Annotated in this window: 21 protein-coding genes; 10 read left to right on the forward strand and 11 right to left on the reverse strand. The window is 39.4% G+C overall.

Annotated elements, in window-relative coordinates; genetic code table 11:
* Positions 1-68: 68 nt before the first annotated feature.
* The 7 genes from ACHFIZ_RS14920 to ACHFIZ_RS14950 form a co-directional block, all read right to left on the reverse strand.
* Positions 69-1,217 carry a tetratricopeptide repeat protein gene (locus tag ACHFIZ_RS14920; RefSeq protein ID WP_410887233.1) on the reverse strand — a complete coding sequence of 383 codons (1,149 nt, stop codon included), beginning with the start codon at positions 1,215-1,217 and terminating at the stop codon, positions 69-71.
* 53 nt (positions 1,218-1,270) lie between these two features.
* Complete coding sequence (locus ACHFIZ_RS14925; RefSeq protein WP_410887235.1) at positions 1,271-2,440, reverse strand: tetratricopeptide repeat protein; 1,170 nt, start codon at positions 2,438-2,440, stop codon at positions 1,271-1,273.
* A gap of 26 nt (positions 2,441-2,466) precedes the next feature.
* Positions 2,467-5,082 carry a DNA gyrase subunit A gene (gene gyrA / locus ACHFIZ_RS14930; RefSeq protein WP_410887237.1) on the reverse strand — a complete coding sequence of 872 codons (2,616 nt, stop codon included), beginning with the start codon at positions 5,080-5,082 and terminating at the stop codon, positions 2,467-2,469.
* A gap of 96 nt (positions 5,083-5,178) precedes the next feature.
* Positions 5,179-6,075: an oxygen-dependent coproporphyrinogen oxidase gene (hemF, locus tag ACHFIZ_RS14935; RefSeq protein WP_410887334.1), complete on the reverse strand. Its 897-nt coding sequence runs from the start codon at positions 6,073-6,075 to the stop codon at positions 5,179-5,181.
* 77 nt (positions 6,076-6,152) lie between these two features.
* Positions 6,153-7,376, reverse strand: a complete 1,224-nt coding sequence (locus ACHFIZ_RS14940; RefSeq protein WP_410887239.1) for an MFS transporter — start codon at positions 7,374-7,376, stop codon at positions 6,153-6,155.
* Positions 7,377-7,477: 101 nt separating this feature from the next.
* Positions 7,478-7,675, reverse strand: a complete 198-nt coding sequence (locus ACHFIZ_RS14945; RefSeq protein WP_410887241.1) for a coproporphyrinogen III oxidase — start codon at positions 7,673-7,675, stop codon at positions 7,478-7,480.
* Positions 7,676-7,821: 146 nt separating this feature from the next.
* Positions 7,822-8,304: a fasciclin domain-containing protein gene (locus ACHFIZ_RS14950; protein ID WP_410887336.1), complete on the reverse strand. Its 483-nt coding sequence runs from the start codon at positions 8,302-8,304 to the stop codon at positions 7,822-7,824.
* Between the two features lie 224 nt (positions 8,305-8,528).
* On the opposite strand from ACHFIZ_RS14950, the gene ACHFIZ_RS14955 reads away from it, so the two are divergent.
* The 7 genes from ACHFIZ_RS14955 (at position 8,529) to ACHFIZ_RS14985 (ending at position 14,180) form a co-directional block, all read left to right on the forward strand.
* Entirely contained in the window at positions 8,529-9,014 is a 486-nt protein-coding gene (locus ACHFIZ_RS14955) for a DUF4442 domain-containing protein (protein WP_410887243.1), read from the forward strand.
* 18 nt (positions 9,015-9,032) lie between these two features.
* A complete protein-coding gene (locus tag ACHFIZ_RS14960; RefSeq protein ID WP_410887245.1) occupies positions 9,033-9,656 on the forward strand; it encodes a helix-turn-helix domain-containing protein in 624 nt (207 codons plus the stop codon).
* Between the two features lie 130 nt (positions 9,657-9,786).
* Positions 9,787-11,148, forward strand: coding sequence for an MATE family efflux transporter (locus ACHFIZ_RS14965; RefSeq protein WP_410887338.1), 1,362 nt, complete (start codon positions 9,787-9,789; stop codon positions 11,146-11,148).
* Positions 11,149-11,360: 212 nt separating this feature from the next.
* Positions 11,361-12,452 (forward strand): sensor histidine kinase, encoded by a 1,092-nt coding sequence (locus ACHFIZ_RS14970; protein WP_410887247.1) that lies wholly within the window; start codon positions 11,361-11,363, stop codon positions 12,450-12,452.
* Positions 12,453-12,454: 2 nt separating this feature from the next.
* Positions 12,455-13,510: a histidine kinase gene (locus ACHFIZ_RS14975; RefSeq protein WP_410887249.1), complete on the forward strand. Its 1,056-nt coding sequence runs from the start codon at positions 12,455-12,457 to the stop codon at positions 13,508-13,510.
* A gap of 117 nt (positions 13,511-13,627) precedes the next feature.
* Positions 13,628-13,909 carry a response regulator transcription factor gene (locus ACHFIZ_RS14980; RefSeq protein WP_410887340.1) on the forward strand — a complete coding sequence of 94 codons (282 nt, stop codon included), beginning with the start codon at positions 13,628-13,630 and terminating at the stop codon, positions 13,907-13,909.
* Between the two features lie 118 nt (positions 13,910-14,027).
* Positions 14,028-14,180, forward strand: coding sequence for a response regulator transcription factor (locus ACHFIZ_RS14985; protein WP_410887342.1), 153 nt, complete (start codon positions 14,028-14,030; stop codon positions 14,178-14,180).
* Here the strand turns inward: ACHFIZ_RS14985 and ACHFIZ_RS14990 are convergent, their stop codons facing one another.
* Together ACHFIZ_RS14990 and ACHFIZ_RS14995 are read right to left on the reverse strand one after the other, a co-directional pair.
* Entirely contained in the window at positions 14,181-14,861 is a 681-nt protein-coding gene (locus tag ACHFIZ_RS14990) for a hypothetical protein (RefSeq protein WP_410887251.1), read from the reverse strand.
* A gap of 68 nt (positions 14,862-14,929) precedes the next feature.
* On the reverse strand, positions 14,930-15,970 hold the full coding sequence (locus ACHFIZ_RS14995) for an aldose epimerase family protein (protein WP_410887253.1): 1,041 nt from the start codon (positions 15,968-15,970) through the stop codon (positions 14,930-14,932).
* Between the two features lie 133 nt (positions 15,971-16,103).
* Between ACHFIZ_RS14995 and ACHFIZ_RS15000 the strand changes: the two genes are divergently transcribed.
* From ACHFIZ_RS15000 to ACHFIZ_RS15010, 3 genes are all read left to right on the forward strand, one after another.
* Entirely contained in the window at positions 16,104-17,255 is a 1,152-nt protein-coding gene (locus ACHFIZ_RS15000; RefSeq protein ID WP_410887254.1) for a galactokinase, read from the forward strand.
* A gap of 132 nt (positions 17,256-17,387) precedes the next feature.
* Entirely contained in the window at positions 17,388-17,918 is a 531-nt protein-coding gene (locus tag ACHFIZ_RS15005; RefSeq protein WP_410887256.1) for an RNA methyltransferase, read from the forward strand.
* 71 nt (positions 17,919-17,989) lie between these two features.
* Entirely contained in the window at positions 17,990-18,652 is a 663-nt protein-coding gene (locus ACHFIZ_RS15010; protein WP_410887258.1) for a YdeI/OmpD-associated family protein, read from the forward strand.
* Between the two features lie 72 nt (positions 18,653-18,724).
* Here the strand turns inward: ACHFIZ_RS15010 and ACHFIZ_RS15015 are convergent, their stop codons facing one another.
* Positions 18,725-20,191, reverse strand: a complete 1,467-nt coding sequence (locus ACHFIZ_RS15015; protein WP_410887260.1) for a glutamate synthase subunit beta — start codon at positions 20,189-20,191, stop codon at positions 18,725-18,727.
* A 3-nt stretch (positions 20,192-20,194) separates the two neighbouring features.
* Positions 20,195-24,706 (reverse strand): glutamate synthase large subunit, encoded by a 4,512-nt coding sequence (gene gltB / locus ACHFIZ_RS15020; RefSeq protein ID WP_410887262.1) that lies wholly within the window; start codon positions 24,704-24,706, stop codon positions 20,195-20,197.
* Between the last annotated feature and the right edge of the window lie 270 nt (positions 24,707-24,976).

Genomic DNA, 24,976 nt, shown 5'->3' on the forward strand with positions numbered 1-24,976 from the left:
CCTATAATTAATATTATGTTAAGTAGTTGTTGTTTTATAACCGAAGTCTCAACTAATCACTTAGCTAACTAGAATTCTTCAAGTTTTGACTTCAACTCCTGAACTTTATCTAGTTTATTCTTTCGTGTATAAATTTCAATAAGTAATTCTACAGTAGACTTATCGTTCTGATTGATTTCATGTGCTTGTAGCAAAGCAACCTCAGCCCGATTGACTAAACCCGCAAATTTTTGATTGCTGTCCGGCGTTTTAGCTTTCAACGCTTCGTTTGCAGAATCTACATAAGCTAATCCCAACTGATAAAGTGCATCAAAATAATTTTCGTCCAATTCCAGTGCTCTATTGTAAGCCAGCTGAGCTGTATGATATCCTGCGCCTTTCTGTTGTAGGTAGCCGTATAAAAAAAATAACAATTTGTTATTCGTAGTAGCCTTTAAATTTTGCTCAATCGTATGTATCGCTTCAGGATATTTTTCGCTGTCCAAAAGCAAATTGATGTAGTCATTGGTGAGGTTGGTGTTATATGGGTTTACTGTTATACCCTCCTCCAATGACTTTATAGCATTTTCATGCTCAAATTTTGAAGTGTACAGTTTTGAAAGGGTTTGAAAGATTGCAGGATCTTTAGCTCCATTATCTTTAGCTCTCCTAAAGTAGATTAAAGCATTATCAAACGCACGAATATTCTGGGCAGATAACGCCGTATTAATCGCTAAGGATGTATCTTTTGGGAAGAAATCACTTACTTCTTTCAACAAATTAAAAGCTGTCGTGAAGTCATTATTTTTATAAGCATTATTCGCCTTGTTTTGCTTTTTAATATTGATGTTGTAAATTGACGCTTCAATAAGGCGGGCGTTGTCGTCGAACCTATCCAATCTTTTAGCAGAATCAATTGCAGCAATAGCCAACCCGTAATACCTATCGGAATTTCCTTCGTTACCATCTAAAATAGAGACATAAGAACTTAGGTAAGCTTTAATAGCCCAAGTTTCTGACCATTTTCTAGTTTTCCTATCATTCTGCGCAGCTTCGGCTGCCTTTACTCCTTCGCCAAGTATATCTAATTGTGCTTTGTTATCCTTTTGATTATTGATAGCAACTTGTAGTTTTCCTATACTATTACGGGCTACTCTTAGCTGACTTTTTTGAGAAAAAGCAATGGTATTGCTTACTACTACCAGAAAGACGAAGGTTAACAGAAATATCCTTTTCATATACCAAATCTAAAAATAAAGAGGGATTTGTACCCCTCTTTATCTATGCAAACTTATTTTTTATCTAATGTTATTAGCAGTTTGCTCATCACCTCATAATTTGGCGTATCATTCTTAAAGCCGTAAATAGACTTTAATTTGTCCACTGCATCAGCATATTTAGGATCAATCGCAAGCGCCTTTTTATAGTATGGTAGTGCTAGATCGATGTTAGCCATCATTTTAGAACTCATATCGTCATACTCTTTCTTCTTCTTTTGATCAATATCATTTCTCTTTTCTTGGAGTGACAAAGCTTGCTTAAAGTAAGTCTCCCCGATATAATACTGGTAGACAGCATTTTTAGGATCTTTCTCAGCCAACTTTTTCAACATCTCTTGAGACTTAGCGACATCACCCTTTTTAGTATAATAATCGGTGATACGTCCGATAAAAGCAGTACTATCAGGATATTTTGCAGATGCCTCGTTCAACACCTCAAGGTATTTAACACTGTCTTTCAGGTTGGTGCCTGTGATGTCAACGATTTGGCTGTAAAGAGAATACGAATCTTTAAATCCCAAATCAATTGCTTTTCTATAACTCGCCACCGCTTCAGGATACTTTTCTGCCAAGCGCGCAACCAAACCTGCATTGACAAACATTGAAGTGTCTTGTGGGTTTTTTATAGTCATAGCGTTAAAAGCGGTATACGCTGTTACATAATCCTTTCTTTTGTAAGCAATCATACCTCTGTTGGAAAAAGCATTTTCAACGAAATCTTTTGCATCCTTAACATCGTTTTCAACACTCTTATCTTTCTTGACATTTAATGCTTCAGCTTTCTCAATAGCTTCAGAAGCCACTTGCTGCTTGGCAATAGAATTTTGAAAATCAGTTGTATCAATCAGGGCGATCCGTGAAGCAATTAGTGCCCTAATAGACCACGCGGTCGGCATATCTTTAGATTTCTCATGTCCAATTGCAAGATCGGTATGAGCAAAACCTACGTTTAAAATAGCTAAATCCTCAGCTAAAGTAGGCTTCGGTTTGGCTGGTTCTTCTTTTTTTTTGTCTGCGCTAACTTTCATCTTGCTAGCTAAAGCACCAAGATCAATAGTAACAGCATTCTGGCTGTTTGCATAATCCATCCAACTTTTCTTAGCAGCCTCTACCTCAGATTTTTGCGCATTTGCTAGTAGAGCTGTACTGGCAAATATCATACTTAAAAGTACTTTTTTCATCTTAATTTGTTCTAAAGTTATATTAGTTATTCGGTTTCTTCATCATTATCATTCTGAGCCTCTTTATCATCCAAATCTTCACTTTCAATCTCTTTTGAGCTTTCCTCAACTTCGCCGTTTCCTACTATTACCTTTCCTTCAGCTTCCGGATCTGCAACTATTGCATCTTCATCAACCTCAGCCTCGTCTTCATGTTCAATTTTAGCTACAGATGCAATCGCATCGTTACCTTTTAAATTGATCAGTCTAACACCTTGTGTAGCTCTCCCCATAACTCTTAACTGGCTGACCACAATACGAATCACTATACCGGATTTGTTAATGATCATTAAGTCATCGGCATCAGTAACGTTCTTAATTGCTACTAAGGAGCCTGTCTTCTCAGTTATATTTATGGTTTTAACACCTTTACCGCCTCTGTTAGTAACGCGATAATCATCGATATCTGTACGTTTACCGTAACCTTTTTCTGAAACTACCAGAACCGTTGCTGATGAGTCCTCAACAGCAATCATGCCAACAACTTCGTCTTTGTCATGTGAAAGTGTAACACCTCGTACTCCTGTGGCAGTTCTACCCATCGGTCTAACTGTAGACTCGTTGAATCTGATCGCTCTACCGGATCGTAACGCCATTACGATTTCACTGGATCCAGTGGTCAAACTTGCTTCAATTAGTTGGTCACCTTCATTAATATTAATCGCATTGATACCATTAACCCTAGGCCTTGAATATGCCTCCAAAGAAGTCTTCTTAATGGTACCTTTCCTGGTACACATGATAATAAAGTTGTTCTCAAGGTATTCTTGATCTTTAAGGTTTTTTACTTTAATAAATGCCTTGATTTTCTCTTCCTTAGGAATGTTAATTATATTTTGGATTGCTCTACCTTTGCTCAATCTTGAACCTTCAGGGATTTCGTAAACTCTTAACCAGAAACAGCGACCAGCTTCAGTAAAGAACAACATATAGTTGTGGTTAGACGCAATTAGTAAGTGCTCAATAAAATCCTCGTTTCTGGAATCACTTCCTTTAGCTCCCTTTCCACCGCGACTCTGAGTGCGGTATTCGGTGGCAGGAGTACGTTTTATGTAACCTTCATGAGAAATCGTGATCACAACGTCTTCATCCTCAATAAAATCCTCCATACTCATGTCTTCCGCAGAGTGTACGATCTGAGTTCGACGCTCATCGCCATATTTCTCACGCATCTCAGCCAATTCGTCTTTGATTATCTGCATACGCAAACCCTCATCGTCTAATATCGACTGTAAATAGTCGATAGTTTTCATCAATTCGTCGTACTCATCCTTGATTTTATCACGCTCAAGCCCTGTTAACCTGCGTAGGGTCATATCAAGGATTGCTCTAGCCTGAATATCACTCAGACCGAATTTTTCCATCAATCCAACTCTTGCTGCTTCGGGAGTATCAGATGCACGGATCAATTTGATTACTTCTTCGATATGATCTAAGGCGATCAACAATCCTTCAAGAATATGGGCGCGCTTTTTTGCTTCAGATAGTTCAAACTTAGTACGTCTAACAACAACTTCATGTCTATGCTCAACGAAATAGTGTATAAGATCTTTCAGATTCAACATCTGAGGTCTGCCTTTTACTAAGGCAATATTGTTCACGCTAAACGAAGTTTGTAAAGCTGTTTGTTTAAACAAGTTGTTTAAAACAATAGAAGCATTTGCATCTCTTTTGATCTCATAAACGATACGGATTCCATCTTTATTAGACTCATCTTTAATATTAGAGATACCTTCAATTTTTTTCTCACCTACAAGCTCAGCAGTACGCTCAATCATCATCGCCTTATTCACTTGGTATGGAATTTCGGTTACAATGATTGTTTCGCGGTCTTTATGGGTTTCGATTTCTGCTTTCGCACGCATCATCACCCTCCCTCTACCTGTCTCGAATGCTTCCTGCACTCCCGCATAACCATATATAAGCGCTCCGGTAGGAAAATCCGGCGCCTTGATAAACTTCATTAATTCCGGAATTGTGATCTCATTGTTATCAATGTATGCAACGGTCGCATTGATCACCTCAGTAATATTGTGTGGAGGCATATTAGTTGCCATACCTACCGCAATACCAGAGGATCCATTAATTAGTAGATTCGGTACTTTAGAAGGTAAAACAGTAGGTTCCGTTAAGGAATCATCAAAGTTTAATTGGAAATCAACAGTGTCTTTGTTGATATCAGCTAGCATATCTTCGGCAATTTTCTGAAAACGTGCCTCAGTATAACGCATCGCTGCCGGTGAATCACCATCAATTGAACCAAAGTTTCCTTGTCCTTCAACCATCAGGTAACGTAAACTCCAATCCTGAGCCATCCTTACCATGGTATTATATACCGAAGAGTCGCCATGTGGGTGATACTTTCCAAGAACCTCCCCCACAATACGGGCAGACTTTTTATAAGGTTTATTGTTTGCTAAACCCAAATCAAGCATACCGTACAACACACGTCTATGTACTGGTTTTAATCCGTCACGCACATCAGGCAAAGCCCTTGATACGATTACCGACATCGAGTAATCGATGTAAGCCGACTTCATCTGCTCGTCAATATCTATTTTTATTATTTTGTCGTTTTGTTGATTGTCTAAATCTTCAGCCATAAATATTAATGTTCCTTAGAACGTTGAAATTTGGTTTTACTGTATCCTTGCGAATCTACTAAAAAAACTGCCAAGAAGACCTATTGTTGAAAAATTTTAAACCCAGTTCACACCCTTTTTTAGCTTGCTTAAGGTCTCCCATTCGGGGCTTCCAATCACCGGCTGATGGTTATAAACCCATTTGGCCATAGGCGGCAAACTCATAAGAATAGACTCTATGCGGCCATTGGTTTCCAGTCCGAACTTGGTTCCCGAATCATATACGAGGTTGAATTCTGCATATCGGCTTCTGCGGAGATATTGCCATTCCTGCTCGCTTGGTGTGTACTCCAAATCCTTATTCCTATCTATCAATTCCGAATATACAGGAGAGAAAGTCTCCCCCACAGCAATGGAGAAATTCAGGATCTCTTCATAACTTAAACCAGTATTCTCAGGCTTCAATCGATCATAAAATATGCCACCCACTCCCCTTGTCTCGTTACGGTGTTTTATAAAGAAATAATCATCAGCCTGTTTCTTAAATTTAGCGTAGAACGATGCATCAAATCGATCACAAGTTTGCTTTAACAGATGGTGAAGATACCTAACATCAGTATCTATAACGTAATGGGGAGTCAGATCAATCCCCCCACCAAACCAACGCGTCTCCTCATCCATTTCGAAATAGCGAATATTCATATGGATGATCGGAACAAAAGGATTTGAAGGATGCATAACGATAGAAACACCTGCGGCAAAGAACTCGTCGCTTTCTACTCTAAATGCCTTTTTAATAGCTTCAGGCAGTTTTCCATAAACGGCAGAGAAATTTACTCCTCCTTTTTCAATAACATTCCCATCTTGCATAATTCGGGTGCGCCCTCCGCCGCCGCCTTCGCGTGCCCACAATTCTTCCTCAAACTTCGACTTACCATCCGCAAGCTCCATATCCCGACAAATATCCTCCTGTATTCTTTGATATGCTGCTACCACCTGATCTCTAAACTCCATAATCCTGATTGAACTCAAAGTTAACCTTTAAAGAAAGTTAAAAGCTCGAAATCATCAGATAGTACAATTTTTTGACACTATTCTTCGATGTAGTCCAAGTCCTTTCCGTACGTCTCGTCGAGATTGTACAAAGCGATGTAAGCAATTGAAACGGTAAGCACGGCCACAATTAAACCTGAATTAATAACACCGAATTTGGTAACCAGAAACTGAAATAGTATAGTCACAAGAATTAGCGAACCTCTTACCATGTTCGGAACACTCGTCGTGACTGTCGCCCTCAAATTGGTGCCGAAATGCTCAGCAGACATCGTAACAAACACTACCCAGTATCCAGTAAACAACCCAAAGAATAGACAAAGCACATAGAATTCGTTTGCCGACCAGCCCGTATTTAGCAGGTACACAAGCATCGTAATGAACGTCAACGTAATGGAAACAAAAACGACTTTTTTTCTGGTCTTAAACAGCTGGCTTAAGGCGCCACTTGCAAAATCTCCCAGTGAAATACCGATATAGGTAAACATTACCCCTTTCCCATTATCCAAAACATCAATCGAACCCAAAGCCTTACCGAAAACAGGTGCTATACCCACTAGTATGCCTACCACATACCAAAGTGGTACAGCAATCAGAATACAGTTCAAATACTTAAAAAAACGTTTTTTCGTTGAAAATAGCATTAAGAAGTTTCCCTTTACCACGCCTTTCTTCGCCATCTTTTCAAACATCCCGGATTCGAAGACTCCAAACCTTAATAAAAGAAGTATTATCCCTAAACCGCCTCCAACAAAAAACGCCGTCCTCCATTCAAAAAGATTTCCGACAATATAGGCGCCTACTGCACCTAACAGACCGATCCCTGCAACCATCATCGTACCGTAACCCCTATTCTCCTTGTTCATACTCTCACTTACCAGAGTTATTCCTGCACCAAGTTCTCCGGCAAGTCCAATCCCCGCGATGAACCTAAGAGCGGCATACATGGGAATACTCGTAACAAAACCGTTCGCTATGTTGGCAATAGAATACATAATTATGGAGCCGAAAAGAACTGAACGTCGTCCTTTTTTATCGCCCAAAATACCCCAAAGGATACCACCTATTAACAGCCCGGCCATTTGCCAGTTCATTAATGATAACCCGGTTTCAGTAATTTTATATGCTGGTACATTAAGTGAAGAAAGGCTTTTATTCTTTATGATTAGGAATAAAAGTAAGTCGTATATATCGACAAAATAACCCAGCGAGGCCACAAGAATCAAAAAAAATAGTTTTTTATTGTTTTCAGCAGCACACATGAAACTTTATTTGGCCGTCGAAAATACAAAAAAAAGCGTACGGAATAGTAATGAAGATTTAACTGTTATTCGCTCAGGCCTTTAATTGTTAAACCGAATGACTACATCGGCTTAACCATAGTAGTATCTACTGATATTATTGTAGTATCAACTTGCATTATAGTTGAATCTAATGGCGTACCTGTCGTATCTGTCATTGTGCTGTCTGCACCTTCTGAAATACTTTTCGTTGAACTGCATGCTGATACTGCTATCATTATCGATGCAGCAAAAGCAAGACTTAAGATGAACTTTTTCATAACATAGGGGTTTTTCCTATGTTTACCTTCACGTCAAAATAAATGCTTATAAATAGTTTTAAATTTCTAATATCATAAAAATAAAAGGTTCTTTCGTTATCTTGAAAGAACCTTTTATTAAAAAATTAATTAATTAAAAGAGAATACTATTTCGGCATCAACACTCCATCAATCACGAATGTTACGCCGTTGCTTGATACCACATCAGCAACTGTAATTTTCGAATCATTTACCCACCATGATCCGTCTTTTTCGGTCAACTTAATTTTGCCACCCTGAACAGTAGTTAATTCCATACCGTTTTTTAGGTCTGCAGCTTTATAACTACCAGCAACAACGTGATAAGTTAATACTTTTGCCAAATCAGCTTTCATCTCTGGTTTAAGTAAATTATCGACTGTTCCAGCAGGTAATTTTGCAAATGCTTCATTCGTTGGAGCAAATACAGTGAATGGGCCAGCGCCGCTTAATGTTTCCACCAAACCTGCAGCCTTGACAGCAGCTACTAACGTGGTGTGATCGTTAGAAGCAATTGCATTCTCAACGATGTTTTTAGAAGAAACCATCGTCGCGCCACCAACTTGTACTCCCTGCCCTGTAGCAGCCATAGAAGTATCTGCCATGTTCATAGAGGTGTCAACCATTGAACTATCGCTTCTACTTGCAGTTTTGTCGGTAGAACTACATGCTGACATCATAGCCAGCAATGCCAGTCCAGATGCTAAATTTAAAATTTTTTTTTTCATGATTAAGGTTTTGATATTTAGGTTTTCACTATATAAACGATAAATTCTCTGATTAGTTTTATTATTTTAAATTTTTAACTTCGATAAACTTTTAGATATTTAGCGTTATGATCGTTTCTGAAAGAACCCTAAAATGGGGCTTGTGCTTCTACCCTCCTTTTCTATTCCAGAGGATATGGGTAAGGAAGTTTCATAAGGGATTTCGAAGGGTAGATGTTAAGATCAATAAAAGTCTTTTCAATAAAAATTATAATAGTTCAATTTTCGGTGGTACAATCTACGCGGCTACCGACCCTTTTTACGCCCTTTTATTTGATCAGCTTCTTCAGAGAGAAGGCTTCAAGGTAAGAGTATGGTTGAAAAGTGCTTCAATCCAATACCTCAAACCAGGACGAACTGACCTCTTTTTTACTGTTACTATAAGCGACGAGATGTTAACTGAAGCTATTTTGGCGTTAAATACTGTTGGAAAATTTGTGAAAGCATATCCAATGGAGATTACAAACTCCTCTGGCGAACTCTGTGCTACGGTTATGAATGAAGTCTATATTAGAAGTCTGCATCTCGGTGAAATACCGCGTATTGCTTATTAACGAACAGGAGGAAATGTATTGAACATCAAAAGACTTATCCTGCAGGGCGAAGGAACAACGTTAGATTTCAAGAAAACGATCACCAGTGTAGAAAAAATAGCGAAGAGCCTGGTTGCATTTGCCAATAACAAAGGTGGACAACTTTTGATTGGCGTAGCAGATAACGGTGCGATCAGAGGAGTAAAATCTGAAGATGAGGAGCGGTACATGATTACTAAATCTGCACATCAGTTTTGCAAGCCTGCTATAGAACCCGAGTTTGAAGAAATATATGTGGATAATAAACTGGTTTTGGTAGTCAAGATAGCTGCAAGTGATAGCAAGCCCCATTACGCATTAGATGAGCAAAAAAAATGGTGGGTTTACTATCGAGTTAACGATAAAAGTATCCTTGCAAGTAAAATCATTATAGAAGTCATTAAAGGAGGTAATGAAAACACAGACAATGTGATTTGTTATACCGATCAGGAACAAAAACTATTTGATCACTTAACTCAGGAAGGCAGAATAACATTGAAGCAGTTTAGCAAGCTCACACGTAGCTCCTACCGTCAGTCACAAAAGGTATTGGTGAGCCTTATCCTTGGCGGAATTATTAAACCAGTAACATCAGAAAAAGAAGAGTACTACGTTGCTACCTAAAATAAATACAGGATGACGTTCGATATTCACGATGCGGAGCATTATTGTTATTGAGTAGTCCGTAAGAGCTTGCTCAAGGATGAAAAAATATTCAACTCAACTCTTGTTAAAAAACCCGACTTTTGCCCTAATGTTGACTGCCTTTCTAAATAAATACAAACCTTACTACAAAGATAACCTGCATCTTGCCTTGCCAATTGTAGTTTCTCAACTTGGCCATACTCTTGTTCATCTGGCAGACAGCGTTATTGTCGGTCACTTTGCCGGCACCATTCAACTTGCAGCCGTTTCTTTGGTGAACAGTGTGTTTATGTTGATTCTGGTACTGGGAATGGGACTTTCTTATGGCCTTACTCCATTAGTTGCTAGAGAGAATGGCCGACAAAACTTTGACGAGTGTGGGAAACTGCTATCTAACAGCTTGATTATAAATTTTATAACATCCATTATATTATATACGCTAGTTCATTTCGGTTCTCTCTTGGTAATTGACCACATCGGTCAGTCCCAAGAGGTTGTTGCCTATGCAAAACCATATCTTGCCTATCTTGGGCTATCCATCATTCCCTTAATGATCTTTCAAACCTTTAAGCAATTCACAGAAGGATTGGGCTTTACTAAACAGGCGATGTATATCTCTGTATGGGGTAATGTTATTAACGTAATTTTTGGTGTAATTTTCGTAAAAGGGATGTTTGGTATTGCTCCGATGGGAGTCAAAGGAGTAGGACTAAGTACACTGATTGACCGAACGTTAATGGCAATTGTTATGGTTACCTACGTAATGCGTTCCGTTCATTTTAAGAGGTATATACAAAATTTTAAATTCACTTTTATTGATAAAATCCGTTCAAACCGAATATTGCAAATAGGCGCGCCGGTTGCTCTTCAGTACGCGTTCGAAATCAGCGCATTTAGTGGAGCCGCTATTCTCATTGGAACCATTGGAGCTGTAGAACAAGCAGCACATCAAGTAGCGATCAACCTCGCTGCAGTAACCTACATGATGGCCAGTGGGATAGCCTCTGCAGCGACCATAAAAACTGGCAACAATCTTGGCAAAGCCAACTTTTTAGATCTTAGGAGATCAGCAATAGCAAGTTACCATGTAATCATTGTATTTATGTCTGTCACCGCCATTTTCTTTATCTTCGCAAACAACCTTTTGCCCTATATCTATACTGAGGATCAAGCAGTCATAAGTATTGCAGCTCAACTACTTATCATTGCAGGATTTTTCCAATTGTTCGATGGTACCCAGGTCGTTGGTTTAGGTATCTTAAGAGGCGTTGGTGATGTCAATGTTCCTACCATAATCACCTTCATCGCATATTGGATCATCGGGATTCCTTTAGCTTATGTGTTAGGAATAGTTTTAAAGATGGGGGTCAATGGAATCTGGTACGGACTGACTTTTGGGCTTTTAACCGCTTCAATACTATTATTTTTTAGGTTCCAGCAAAAGACAAAATTGTTGGAAGAGGTTTATTAAAATCAGCAAACCAGTCGTAGATCAGTACTAGATTTTATATATCTCTTCCCTGTTCCTTAAATAATTAAGAACGCAGATAGTCTTTACACTTGTGACCACATTTGTCATCATTTCCCTCTTCTGAAACATTTGATGTCGATTTCTAAATTTTACAAATAGTTAAAATCCTTAGTTATTATCAAACTAATGGAATAAATTTGCCAGCAACGCAGATGGCAAACTCAATATTTAAACAACAAGCTTCCAGGGCATTTCAAAATAACAGGTGGATGCTCCATCTTATTTTCTGGCTGGGATTATTGGCCTCGTTCTATTTCAGTTATGTCAATAGCATTCGTTTCTTCAAGCTCGGTTATCCCAATAGCATTGTGATCGCAAGTTTCTCTATCAGATTTATAGTTTTTTTTTTTGTTGCCTACACTTTCCTTTTTTTTGTTGTACCACTCTCGAAGAAATCTAATAAGTATTACTACTGGATGTCTCTGGTAGGTGTAATTTTGTTCTGGTATCTTGTGCAAACCTTAACACTTACCTCAATTTTCAGCCCGGTAGCAAATCCCCCAGGCAAGGCAGACAATAGCTTCTTAGGCCTCTTAATTAGATACTATTCCAGCTACCTTATTTTTCTATCGATCTTTATAGCCTTCTATTATTTTGTTGATATCTATGACCAGCAAAAGGGATTAAAGAAGCTACAACAATACAAGACACAGAAAATTGCATTGGAAAGCAGCTTTTTAAAGTCACAGATAAATCCTCATTTTCTTTTTAATACGTTGAACAACATCTATGCACTGAGCATGAAAAAATCAACGCAAACAAAGGTAATTATAGAAAGACTAGAGTCTCTTTTGTATTATATGCTATATGAGTGTAAGGCTGATCTTGTACCCTTAGCAAATGAATTCACGTTTACTGATAGTTATATCGCGCTTGAGAAATTGAGGCACAACGAGAACCAAATTAAGGTTACGGTGCAAATAAACGGAGAAATCGGTAATAAGAAGATTGCACCATTGTTACTCATTAATTTTCTTGAAAACGCCTTCAAACATGGCACCAAGACTAGTTTTGGAAAGTCATGGATAAACCTTGAAATAGATGTTACAGAAGAATTAGTGCATTTCAAGCTGCAAAATAGCAAACCATTCAACCTTGTTGGCCAATCTATCTCTGAATATAAAGGTGGTATAGGATTAAAAAATGTCAAACGCAGGCTGGAAATTTTATATCCCCAACGCCACGATTTGGCCATCAATAACTTTAAAGACAGGTTTGAAGTAGACCTTTCTATTAACCTTTAAGCATGGCTGATATTGTAGAATTGGAGATTAACAATAAAAACCGTCTGGTATATTTTACCAGGTATCGCTGGATTGCACATGTAGTTTATTGGACATGGGTATTAGTTGCAGGAACGTTACTAACGGTAAAGATACCTATCACTCCCGCCATATTATTTAACCATTTCATTCTCGACAACCTGCTAATCGCAGTCTTTTTTTATACCTATTGTCTTTACCTCATCCCGTACTTTTTTAAACGAAATAAGAATTTTAAGTTCTGGTCTATCGTGCTTGCATGCTACTTTATGATACCAGCGATCGATGTTATGTACAATAAGAATTTCGTTCATTTAAGTACCCATCAGACTGCTAATTCTAGTTATATGATCTCCTATGCCAGTAACCTTGGTAACTATTTGCTCAACTTTCTGATATTTTCAATGATGCTTTTCTTTATGGAAAAGAATGAAGAAGGACATACAGATATGGAGATGGAGAAAGAACAGCAGGAGATTGAACGGGTTAAATTAGATATGCTCAAAACTAATATTAGTCCTGATTTCTTAATGAGATCTCTGTCGCAACTGAAGCAATCAGCTTCAGATATGGCTGAAAATACTTCCGAAGCGATCCTCACTTTCTCAGATCTTCTTAGGTACCGGCTATACAGCAACCGTCAACAATACACAAAATTGATAGAAGAAATGGGCGCCATATATAGCTTTATTCATTTCATTGATCTCAATAAGTACAACAACAACCTAACTATAAATCTTCAGACACAGGGAGATCCTGGTGATAAATCAATAGCGCCATTGGCTCTCGTAAATATCATGGAGCCATTTTGTAAAGTTCACTCCAATCAACCCGTGACACTCAGCATGATTCTGTTAATCGAAGACCAAAGTATATTACTGGAAATGGACTACAGCCTTCGTGCAAACCCAGTTTTACTGGCAGACCTACAAGAATATGGCGACAACTATAAGCAATTGTACGGCAGTAGTGTCAAATTCCATTTTGAAAATTGTGAAGATGAAAGATGCTTGATAAGTTTAACGCTCCCTGTTGATTAATATCGCAATTGACTTTTATTATCCTTTCTAAGTATCTTCGAAAATGACTCAGAAACGCCTATTTATTGTTGATGACCATCAGTTAGTTATCGATGGAATACAATCTTTATTGTCAGAATCAGAAAATATAAAGTTGTAGGTTTCAGTCGAGAGCCGGACCTTGTCTTAAGTATGCTCCCAGAGCTAAATGTAGATATTTTACTTACTGATGTGAGTATGCCGGTAATTAGCGGAATTGAACTTACTAGGTCGATTAAGAAGCCGTATCCCTCTATCAAGATCATTGCAATATCAATGTTTGGTACCGCCGAAGTAATTAAAGAAATGCTTGATGCCGGCATTTCAGGCTACATCTTAAAAAAATACGGGGAGACTGGAACTGTTGGCAGCTCTGGATAAAGTGATAGAGGGAGGAAACTATTTCGATCAACAGGTCACAAAGGAAATACTTAACAATTTTACTAAAAAGGAAGTGCAATTGCGATTAACCAACCGGGAAATTTAAATCATCAAACTAATTGGTAACGAGCTTATTAACAAGCAAATATCAGACAAGCTTTTTATTAGTGAGCGTACAGTAGAAACCCATCGCAAAAACATCTTTAGGAAGACAAACACCCAATCGGTAGTTGGCCTCTTAAAATTTGCTTATGCGCACAAAATCCTTTAGTTATTGTCCAACTTCCTTCACTAAGACAGTGATATTGCCACTCTCCTCATTCAAAAGATATACCTGAATCCACACTTCTTCAGTTTTAGTGCGAATGAAATAAGTCTGTATATCATCCAAACTATTGAGACTTATGGAATATCCGTATTTTTTTTCAATGAGATCTTTTTGTCCAACTCGATCCCATTCTTTATTTGTAATTGGTACTGTTTTTAGCTTAATTCCACCTAAATCTGCAATGGATTTATCTATGCTTCTTTGCAATTCTAAACTATTAAATCGCTTTCCATCTGTCCTGTTTTTCTCAAGAGTAGCTTTAAAGGTCTTTCCTTCCTTTGGTATCAATTTTCCATATACTGCAAAATATTCTTTATCAATATCTTTAATATTTGACAGACTTATTTCTTTCTCGTAGTTGAATGTGTAAGACTCCGGCAACTTAAGGTATGGGAATTTGCCTAAATCTTTTTCACTAACGGGCACTGAGTTCGTATTAAAAATACTATCAGTACCTGGTATAGGATTTTGTCCTGCTTCGGGCTTCACGCTATCGACGTTTGCTATGCTGTCAGCAACTGCAGAACCATAGTGATTTGAAGATTCACCTTTACAGGAAAAAAGTAATGCTATGCAGCATAGTAAAACTGAAGTCTTAATAATTCTATTGGGAGATTTAATCATGTTTTAACAACACACAACCTTATCATTTGGTTTGTCTGGAGATGAGAATTTAACCTGTGCAGTTCAAGCTAACCGAGGTGCTCTATCTTGAAAATTGTAGATTGCGAATAGGTCTCATTAGGTCTTAGCAATGTACCTGGAAACTCAGGTATATTGATTGCATTAGGGGCATGTTGTGTTTCTACGCAGAATGCACTAAACGGCGCATAATGTTTTCCAGCTTTACCGTTTTTCACATCCGTGTATTTTGCCGTGTAAAAATGAGCTATGGGTTCTGTGGTATAAACAGAAAGTTTTAAACCACTTTGAGCTTCAGTAGTTTCTGAGGCAAGTGTCATCTCTCCTGAATGTTGGTCTAAAACGAACGATTGGTCATATCCTTCAGCAGGATCCCAGTCCTGCCCTATGGGTTTCGGACCTAAAAAATCATAGATGGTTCCTTCAACAGGTAAAATTTTCCCTGTAACAGTATAATCATCGTTTTGTTCTAAGTAGTTGCTGGCGGGAATTCTGTGGACGTGATTTGCTACAGATCCTCCATCAGGAGCAAGATTAAAATAACCATGATGGGTAAAATTGACTGCAGTCGGTGCATCTGTAGACGCTTTGATATCCATAATCAATTCATCATCGTCAGATAATTTGTAGGTTAACTGTACGGTTAAATTTCCGGGATAACCTTCCTCGCCGGCCGGACTAATATATTGTAATGTAACACTTGGATCTATAGTGGATAACACTTCCCACACTTTCTTATCAAAACCGGCTGCTCCTCCATGTAAAGAATTACCATCAGGAGTAGTAAAAAGATGGTAAGATTTACCATCAATACAAAACTGTCCACCCTTTACCCTATTCGCATAACGGCCAATTACAGCACCTAAATAAGGATAATTTGCGAGGTATTCTGCGCTTACATATTGCTCTATATCATCGAAGCCAAGTACGATATCTTGTTTGTCGCCATGCACATTAGTAACAATGAATTTGCTTACAATAGCGCCGTAGTTGTATATCTTCACGTAACTGCCCTTAGTGTTAGTCAGTTCTATTCCTAGAACTTCCTTTCCATCTATGACTTTACCGGTTTTTACTAAGTTAGTCTTCATCTGCTTACTATAAAGTTTATGGAATGAACTTACATGATTCGGTACATAATTGTATATTAGAGACCGATTCTTGTATTGATAACAATACTATCAATACTTATCTAAAACTAAAACATTAATTTAAAAAATTACAATGAAAGCGGAATTAACCCAAAAATTCTCTGAGAAATACACCCATGAAGCGACGGCAAGTTATTTCACACCTGGAAGAGTGAATCTAATTGGAGAACACATTGATTATAATGGAGGATTGGTTATGCCATGCGCGGTTACTTTAGGAACCTGGTTGTTAATAGCCCCAAATAATGATAAAATGCTACGCTTCAATAGCCTAAACTTTGAGGAAGAAGTGGCTATGGAATTGAACAAGCAATACACTAAAACAGGCTCAGAATGGTATAACTATCCCCTTGGAGTTTTTAATGAATTACTAAAAGATCATGAAATTTCTACGGGTTTGGACATGCTGTTCTTTGGTAATATCCCAATTGGCTCAGGCTTGTCTTCATCAGCATCTATCGAGGTTATTATGGCTTACGCGCTGAATGATTATTTTAATTTAGGTCTTGAGCGGATACAGATTCCTTTACTTGCACAAAAGGTTGAGAACGAGTTCATTGGTGTCAATTGTGGTATTATGGACCAGTTCGCTGTTGCTTTCGGGGAAGCAAATAAAGCCATTGTGCTGAATTGTGATACCTTAAAATATAAGATTGTTGACTGTGAACTTGGTGATTACAACCTTGCGATCATCAATACGAATAAACCGCGTAAGCTGGCTGAATCTAAATACAATGAGCGGGTTGCTGAATGTAAGAAAGCTCTGGCAGATCTAAATAAAGAAATTAAGCTCAACAACCTTTGCGAGCTCAACTATGAGAAATTTACATTGCATAAGCACTTGATTGAAGATGAAACGGTGTTAAAGCGTGCAACTCATGTGATCAAGGAAAACGATAGGGTAAATCTGGCAGCAAAAGCGTTAAATGACGGGGGCTTAGAAGATTTTGGTCGTTTGATGTATGCTTCACATCAATCGCTGAAAGATTTATATGAGGTTACAGGTCTTGAACTAGATACAGTCGTGGATTTTTGCAGAGATTATGACCATGTTATTGGCGCGCGGATGACTGGAGCCGGTTTTGGTGGATGTGCAATTGCATTATTAAAAAAAGGAAAAGAGGAAGAGTTTGCGAAAGAGCTGACAGATTACTATGTAGAACGCGTGGGATACCCAGCAGCAATTTACCTAAGCGAAATAGGCAACGGAGCAAGCGCAATTTAAAAACGATCAGTCCTGAATTCTACATCTCGGCCAAGGCAGGTATCAGCCCCTCGGCCCTTAAACACTACCCCCTCCTAAATTCTGGCATACGCCGGAATTTAGGAGGGAATTTTATACCAAACACTGAAAGCATTGGAAAAACTAAAATTAGATCAGCTTAACAGAGTCTCTGTCGAAGAATTCAAGACTCAGGAAAAGCTTCCGGTAGTCATGGTGCTAGATAACGTTCGAAGCATGCATAACATTGGCTCGATTTTTAGAACATCTGATGGGTTTTCAATAGAAAGTATCGCATTATGCGGCATCACCGCCCAACCGCCACACCGCGAAATTGAAAAAACCGCGTTAGGTGCCACACAATCTGTAGACTGGAAATACTTTGAAACTACGCTAAACGCTGTTGAATCTTTAATAGATCAGGGCTACGAAATTCTGGCAATAGAACAAGCTGCCGGGAGTACAATGCTCAATACCTTTGCACCTGATAAAAATAAGAAATACGCTTTAATACTTGGAAATGAGGTAAATGGAGTAGATGAAGAAGTTATGAAACAAATAGACAAATGTATAGAAATACCTCAATTTGGAACTAAACACTCCTTTAACATCACTATCGCTGCTGGAATTGTACTTTGGGATTTCTTCGCGAAGCTAAGGCTCTAATATTGGTATCTCTACGAAACCCCCCTTTAATTATCGATCTTCATTACTTGATTAAATAACTCTAATTGGATATGGAAAACGCACTACTAAAAAAACTATACCTTAAACCAGGCTTTAAAGTGGTGCTAGGAATTCCTCCAGAACAAGGTGCATCAATTCTCGGAGACACCTCTACTATTATACTGGAAAATGAGCGAACAGAATCTTTTGACGCACTACTTCTATTTGTTAAAAATAGTTTAGAACTAAAAGATGCGCTTGAGTCATGGGCTTCCAGCATAAAATCTGAAGTTGTCGTGTGGATTGCCTACCCTAAAAAAACTTCTGGAATACCCACGGACCTGAAAATGGCTAAATGGGTCGAGCTGGATCAATATGGACTAAGCCCTTGCGGTTCGGCGTCTATAGATGACACCTGGACAGGATTGAGAATAAAACCTATTGAAGATGTTAAGTCATCTGGGGTTGGAAATACGCAGATAAAAACGAATGAGTTTTCGGAGTTCATTGATGTAGAAAATAAGAAGGTTTATCCTCCAGCGGACTTCTCAACGATGCTTTTACAACACCCATTTGCCGCCGCCTTTTTTAAGGAATTAGCATATTCGCATCAAAAGGAATACGTGTTATGGATCTTGACAGCGAAACAAGAATCAACGAGGATCAATCGATTAGAAAAAACTATCGAAATGTTGTCAATTGGCAAGAAAAGTCCGACAAACGTTTCCCTATAACCATCTGATACGGAAGTAACAAAATGCGGGTGTTCAACGTTACGTTGAACACCCGCATAAGTTAAAAAAACCTTATGCGTATGGAATACCATCTTTAGATGGTAAACTGCTGTGTCCCATTAAATACTGGTCAACTTTACGTGCTGCTTCACGACCTTCAGAGATCGCCCAAACTACTAAAGATTGTCCGCGGCGCATATCACCGGCGGCAAATATCTTTGCAATATTGGTCTGGAATTTACCTTCTTCAGCTTTTACATTACCTCTGGCATCAAGCTCAACTCCCAACTTCTCAATCAATCCTTCCTTTTGAGGATGTAAGAAGCCCATGGCCAATAAAACCAGCTGACAAGGTAGATCTCTTTCTGTGCCTGGCGTTTCTTTAAAATTCGATGGCCTGCCGAATGGATCAATTTCCCATTCCACATCAACCACTCTCACTGCTTTAAGATTACCCTGCTCGTCTTTGATAAACTCCTTAGTATTAATCCCCCAGCCCCTTTCGCAACCTTCTTCATGTGAAGAAGTCACTTTAAGTATCATCGGATACGTTGGCCAAGGCATATTTTGAGTACGTAAAGACGATGGCATCGGCATAATTTCAAATTGCATAACCGATTTCGCACCCTGACGGTTTGAAGTACCCACACAATCAGATCCGGTATCACCACCACCAATCACAATCACATCTTTCCCTGTTGCAGTTAATGGCTCTCCGCCAATATCGAAACCCCTGACACGCTTGTTCTGTTGCTTAAGGAAATCCATCGCAAAATGAACGCCATTTGCATCCCTGCCCGGAGCAGGAAGATCACGCGGAATAGTTGAACCACCAGCTAAAACGATCGACTGGAACTCTCTCAACAATGTGTTTAGTTCTACGTTAACACCAACGTTTGAGTTACATTTGAATAATACACCCTCTTTCTCCATCAGCGCAATACGCCTTCTAACCACATCCTTTTGTAGTTTAAAATCAGGGATGCCGTAGTTCAAGAGACCACCTGGGGTATCGTCACGTTCGTAAACAACCACCTCATGACCTGCTTTATTTAGTTGAACTGCGGCAGCCATACCCGCTGGACCAGAGCCAATTACTGCTACTCTTTTACCAGTACGGATTAAAGGTTGCTCTGCTTTAATATATCCCTTCTCGAAAGCAACCTCAATGATATGCTTCTCAATCTCTTCAATTGAAACAGGAGATTTATTGATCCCTAAAACACATGCAGACTCGCATGGCGCCGGACAAATCCTGCCTGTAAATTCAGGAAAATTATTCGTGCTCAACAGAATTGTGGAAGCCAAATGCCAGTCGCCAGAATATACAGCATCGTTGAATTCAGGTATAACGTTACCAAGCGGACAACCCGATTGGCAAAAAGGTACACCGCAGTCCATACATCTTGCTGCTTCGTGATTTATTTGTTCGTCTCCAAGATCTTTTACGAACTCGTTATAGTGTTTTAAACGCTCTTTTGCATCTTCTTTTGCAGGAGCAGTTCTTTCATATTCTAAAAATCCAGTTACTTTTCCCATTGCTTAAGATATTGTTATTTGGTTTACCTTACTTAATAAAACTGCTTTGTATTCTTTCGGAAATATCTTTATGAAATGTGAAGATTGAGTTGCCCAATCACTTAACAAGAACTTAGCTAAGTTGCTATCAGTCAGTTTTACATGCATCTTCAATAAATGATTAATTCTCAATTCATCCTGTTCATCAAGAGGATCAAGATCCACCATCTCCTTATTGCACTTACTGGCAAAGTCGCCTTTTGAATCGTAGATCCAGGCAACACCACCACTCATACCTGCAGCAAAGTTAGACCCTGTACTTCCAATTACTAATACCTCACCACCAGTCATATACTCGCAACCGTGATCTCCTAAGCCTTCTACAACCGCAGTTGCACCAGAATTGCGCACTGCAAAACGTTCACCAGCTTGTCCGCGAACAAACAACTCACCAGAAGTAGCGCCATATAAAGCAACGTTTCCGATGATGATATTTTGCTCAGGAACATATTTCACATTCCCGAAAGGATAGATCGACAAACGGGCACCGGATAATCCTTTACCAACGTAGTCATTCGCCTCACCTTCCAGCTGTAGTGAGATTCCTTTTGCAGCAAAAGCACCGAAACTTTGACCGGCAGAACCCTTAAACTTAAAGTTTATGGTGTCGGCAGGAAGTCCCTGACCCTTATATACTTTAGATACTTCATTTGATAGCATAGTGCCTATCGCACGATTGGTATTCTTAACCGCAAACTCCGCATAAATCGGCTCTTTACTTGCCAATGCAGGCTGTGCTGCTTTAATCAACTCGTGGTCTAATACCTCAGCTAATCCATGATCCTGCTCCTCAGTTTGATACAAGCTTAATCCATTGTCTGGCGCTTTAAATAGAATGGCAGATAAATCAAGGTCTTTCTGTTTCCAATCTTCCTCCGCAACAGCACGAACACCTAAAGCGTCCGACTGACCAACCATCTCTTCAATGGTACGGAAACCAAGTTCAGCCATAGTCTCACGAAGTTCCTCCGCAAGAAAGTGGAACAAATTCACCACATGATCAGCCTCTCCTGTAAACAACTTACGAAGGTTTGGATCCTGAGTAGCAACCCCAACAGGGCAAGTATTTAGATGACACTTACGCATCATAATACAACCCGCGGTTACTAATGCAGCAGTTGCTACACCCCATTCTTCAGCTCCTAACAAAGTAGCAATTGCAATGTCTTTACCCGTTTTAAGCTGACCATCTGTTTGCAAAACAACCCTACTTCTCAAGCGGTTTTTCACCAAAGTTTGATGCGCTTCAGCTAAGCCAAGTTCCCATGGTAAGCCTGCGTGCTGGATTGAAGTTAAAGGTGAAGCACCTGTTCCCCCATCAAAACCTGATACCAGAATTACATCTGCATGTGCTTTAGCAACACCAGCGGCAATGGTACCTACCCCAGCTTTAGAAACCAGTTTCACGTTAATTCTCGCTGCACGGTTGGCATTTTTTAAGTCGAAGATCAGCTGAGCCAAATCTTCGATAGAATAAATGTCATGATGTGGCGGAGGCGAAATCAAACCAACTCCCGGTGTAGCATGACGAACCTTAGCGATCCAATCATCAACTTTATGACCCGGCAACTGTCCGCCCTCACCGGGCTTAGCACCCTGTGCCATTTTAATTTGCAATTCATCCGCGTTAGTCAGGTAGTAACTCGTTACCCCGAAACGTGCAGACGCAATCTGTTTAATAGCTGAACGCATAGAATCGCCGTTTGGCAAAACATCATAACGCAATTCATCTTCACCACCCTCACCAGTATTGCTCTTTCCACCAATGCGGTTCATAGCGATAGCTAAAGTAGAATGGGCCTCATGAGAAATGGAACCGAAGGACATCGCTCCTGTCGCAAAGCGCTTTAGAATGTTCTCTATTGGCTCAACTTCAGATAACGGAACGGCAGGACGGTTATATTTGAATTCAAACAAACCTCTAATAGTATAAGCCTGTAATGTTTGCTCATTTACCAGTTTAGCATATTGTTTGTATGTGCTGTAATCATTTTTGCGGGTTGCATTTTGCAACAAGTGAATCGTCTGAGGATTGAACAAATGCTGCTCACCCTTACGTTTCCACTGATATTTACCACCAGTCGGAAGAATAGTATCCGGACGGGTAGCCAATTTAAAGATTCTGTTGTGTTTAATAAGCGTCTCACGAGCGATCTCATCTAACCCTAATCCACCTATTCTTGAAACCGCACCACTGAAGTACTTGTCTACTACCGACTTATTGATCCCCAAAATCTCAAAAATCTGTGCACCATGATAAGACTGTAAAGTAGAGATTCCCATTTTAGAGAAGATCTTTAATAGTCCGCCATTAATAGAGTAGATATAATTACTGATCAGTTTAGCTGCTTTGATATCCACTTCCTTCTCAAAAGAGGTGATGGTTTCTAAAGCTAAATAAGGGTTAACAGCAGTTGCACCAAAGCCAATCAAGGTTGCAAAGTGATGAACCTCCCAAACATCACCAGCTTCTACTACGATACCTACCGCTCCACGATATCCCTTACGGATCAGGTGATGATGGACAGCAGAAACTGCCAATAATGAAGGGATTGCGGCATGCTCAGAATCTAATGCCCTATCGGAAAGTACGATTACCTGGAAGCCGTCTTCCACAGCATCAACAGCATAACGACATAAACGTTCAATACCTTTAGCCATAGAACCAACTTTACCATCGGCCCTGAAATAAGTCTGCAAGGTTTTAGATTGGAATACCCCGGTATCGATACTTCTTAATTTCTCAAGTTCTGTATTTGTTAATATCGGATGTTTGATACCTACACAATGGCACTGCATTGCAGTTTCCTCTAGTAAGTTGCCGTTGGCGCCCATAAATCCGGCAAGACTCATTACCACTTTCTCCCTGATCGGATCGATGGGTGGGTTGGTTACCTGCGCGAACAATTGTTTAAAATAAGAAGAAAGATGTTGCGGTTTTTGAGAAAGCACAGCCAATGGAATATCGGTACCCATTGAACCAATTGCCTCTTTACCTTCAACGGCCATTGGCTTAAGCACAAGATCAATATCCTCTCTGCTGTAACCGAACACTTGTTGATAGCGGAAAATAGACTCTTCAGAAAGTCCGCTAAAAACCACACGTGGCTCCGGAAGTTCCTCTAGTTTAATCTGATACTTATTGATCCACTCACCGTAAGGCCTGCTTCCACAAACTTGTTGTTTGATCTCAGTATCTGAGATAATACGGCCTTGTTCCATATCCACAATGAACATTTTGCCAGGTGTCAAGCGGCCCTTTTCGATGATTTTACTTTGATCTAATGCCAAAGCACCAGCTTCAGAAGCCATTATTACGATATCGTCCTCAGTAATTGCATAACGTTGAGGACGTAACCCATTCCGATCTAAGGTAGCACCGATCAGATTTCCATCAGTAAAGGAAACCGCCGCCGGACCATCCCAAGGCTCCATCAAAGTAGCATGGAACTTGTAGAAATGTTGTTTAAGTTCGTCCATATCGTCATTACCATCCCAAGCTTCTGGAATCAACATCATTAAAACATGAGGCAATGAACGACCGGAGTGTAATAGCAATTCGACAACGTTATCTAAACATCCTGAATCAGAGTTGGTCTCATCGATAACAGGAAGTAAAATATTTAATTCTTCAGCGGTAAAGTATGTGGATGCAAATGATTTGACACCTGCACGGAACCAGTTTAAGTTACCCTGTAAAGTATTAATTTCCCCATTATGAGCGATGTACCGGAATGGCTGAGCCAGTTTCCAGGACGGGAAAGTGTTCGTAGCGAAACGAGAGTGAATTAGGCCAAATGCCGAAACTACACGTTTGTCGCTAAGCTCGGTGAAGTAAGTTCTGACTTGCAAAGAAGTCAGCTGACCCTTATATACAATAGTTCTGGAAGAGAAGGATGCGATGTAAAACTCGCCATTGATACCCTTCACAGTACTGTTAATTGTCTTTGATAGATAGTTTTTGAATACGTAAAGCTTGCGTTCGAAGTCGGCACCTGCGGCGATTGCGTTAGGACGGGCAATAAAAACCTGCTCCATTTCAGGTTCAACAGAAAGGGCCATATTCCCGATACCCTCAGTATTGGTAAGCACCTTTCTAAAGCCTAGTACTTCCAGGTTTAATTTTTCGGCAGCACGATAGATGATCTCTCTGCACTCTTCTCTTGCTCTTACATCTTTAGGTAAAAATAGCATACCCACGCCGTAGTTACCTGACTCTTCCAGACTAAAGCCAATTTTAAGGCATTCGTCGTATAAGAATTCGTGAGGTATTTGAATCATGATACCGGCACCATCGCCAGTATTGATTTCAGCTCCACAGGCTCCTCGGTGATCAAGATTTTCAAGTATGGTTATTGCGTCAGAAATGATTTGCTGGGATTTTCTGCCTTTAATATGGGCAACAAATCCTATGCCGCATGCGTCGTGCTCAAAACGCTGGTCATATAACCCTTGGTTCTCTTGGTTTAGTTCCATAAGTCTCGTTTAGTAATTGATTTGGTATAGTGTATTAGGAACACTAAGTTATAAAAAAATAACGACCTATTATAATAATGGCACGTTTTTTAAAAAATATGCAGTAGTTTGGAAACGTGAGGTTTCATTGTTAACAATATGACAATATAACGGTTATAATAATGTGAAATTGTAATTTCTGTTATTTAGAAACGTTTTGAAAAAGGATAAAATCATTTCCTTGCCAATCACTGCGTTACACCTCTATCTACCCAATACCGCAAAAAAATG

Origin of the sequence: Pedobacter sp. JCM 36344 (assembly GCF_046546555.1) — a bacterium.
Lineage (GTDB): Bacteria > Bacteroidota > Bacteroidia > Sphingobacteriales > Sphingobacteriaceae > Pedobacter.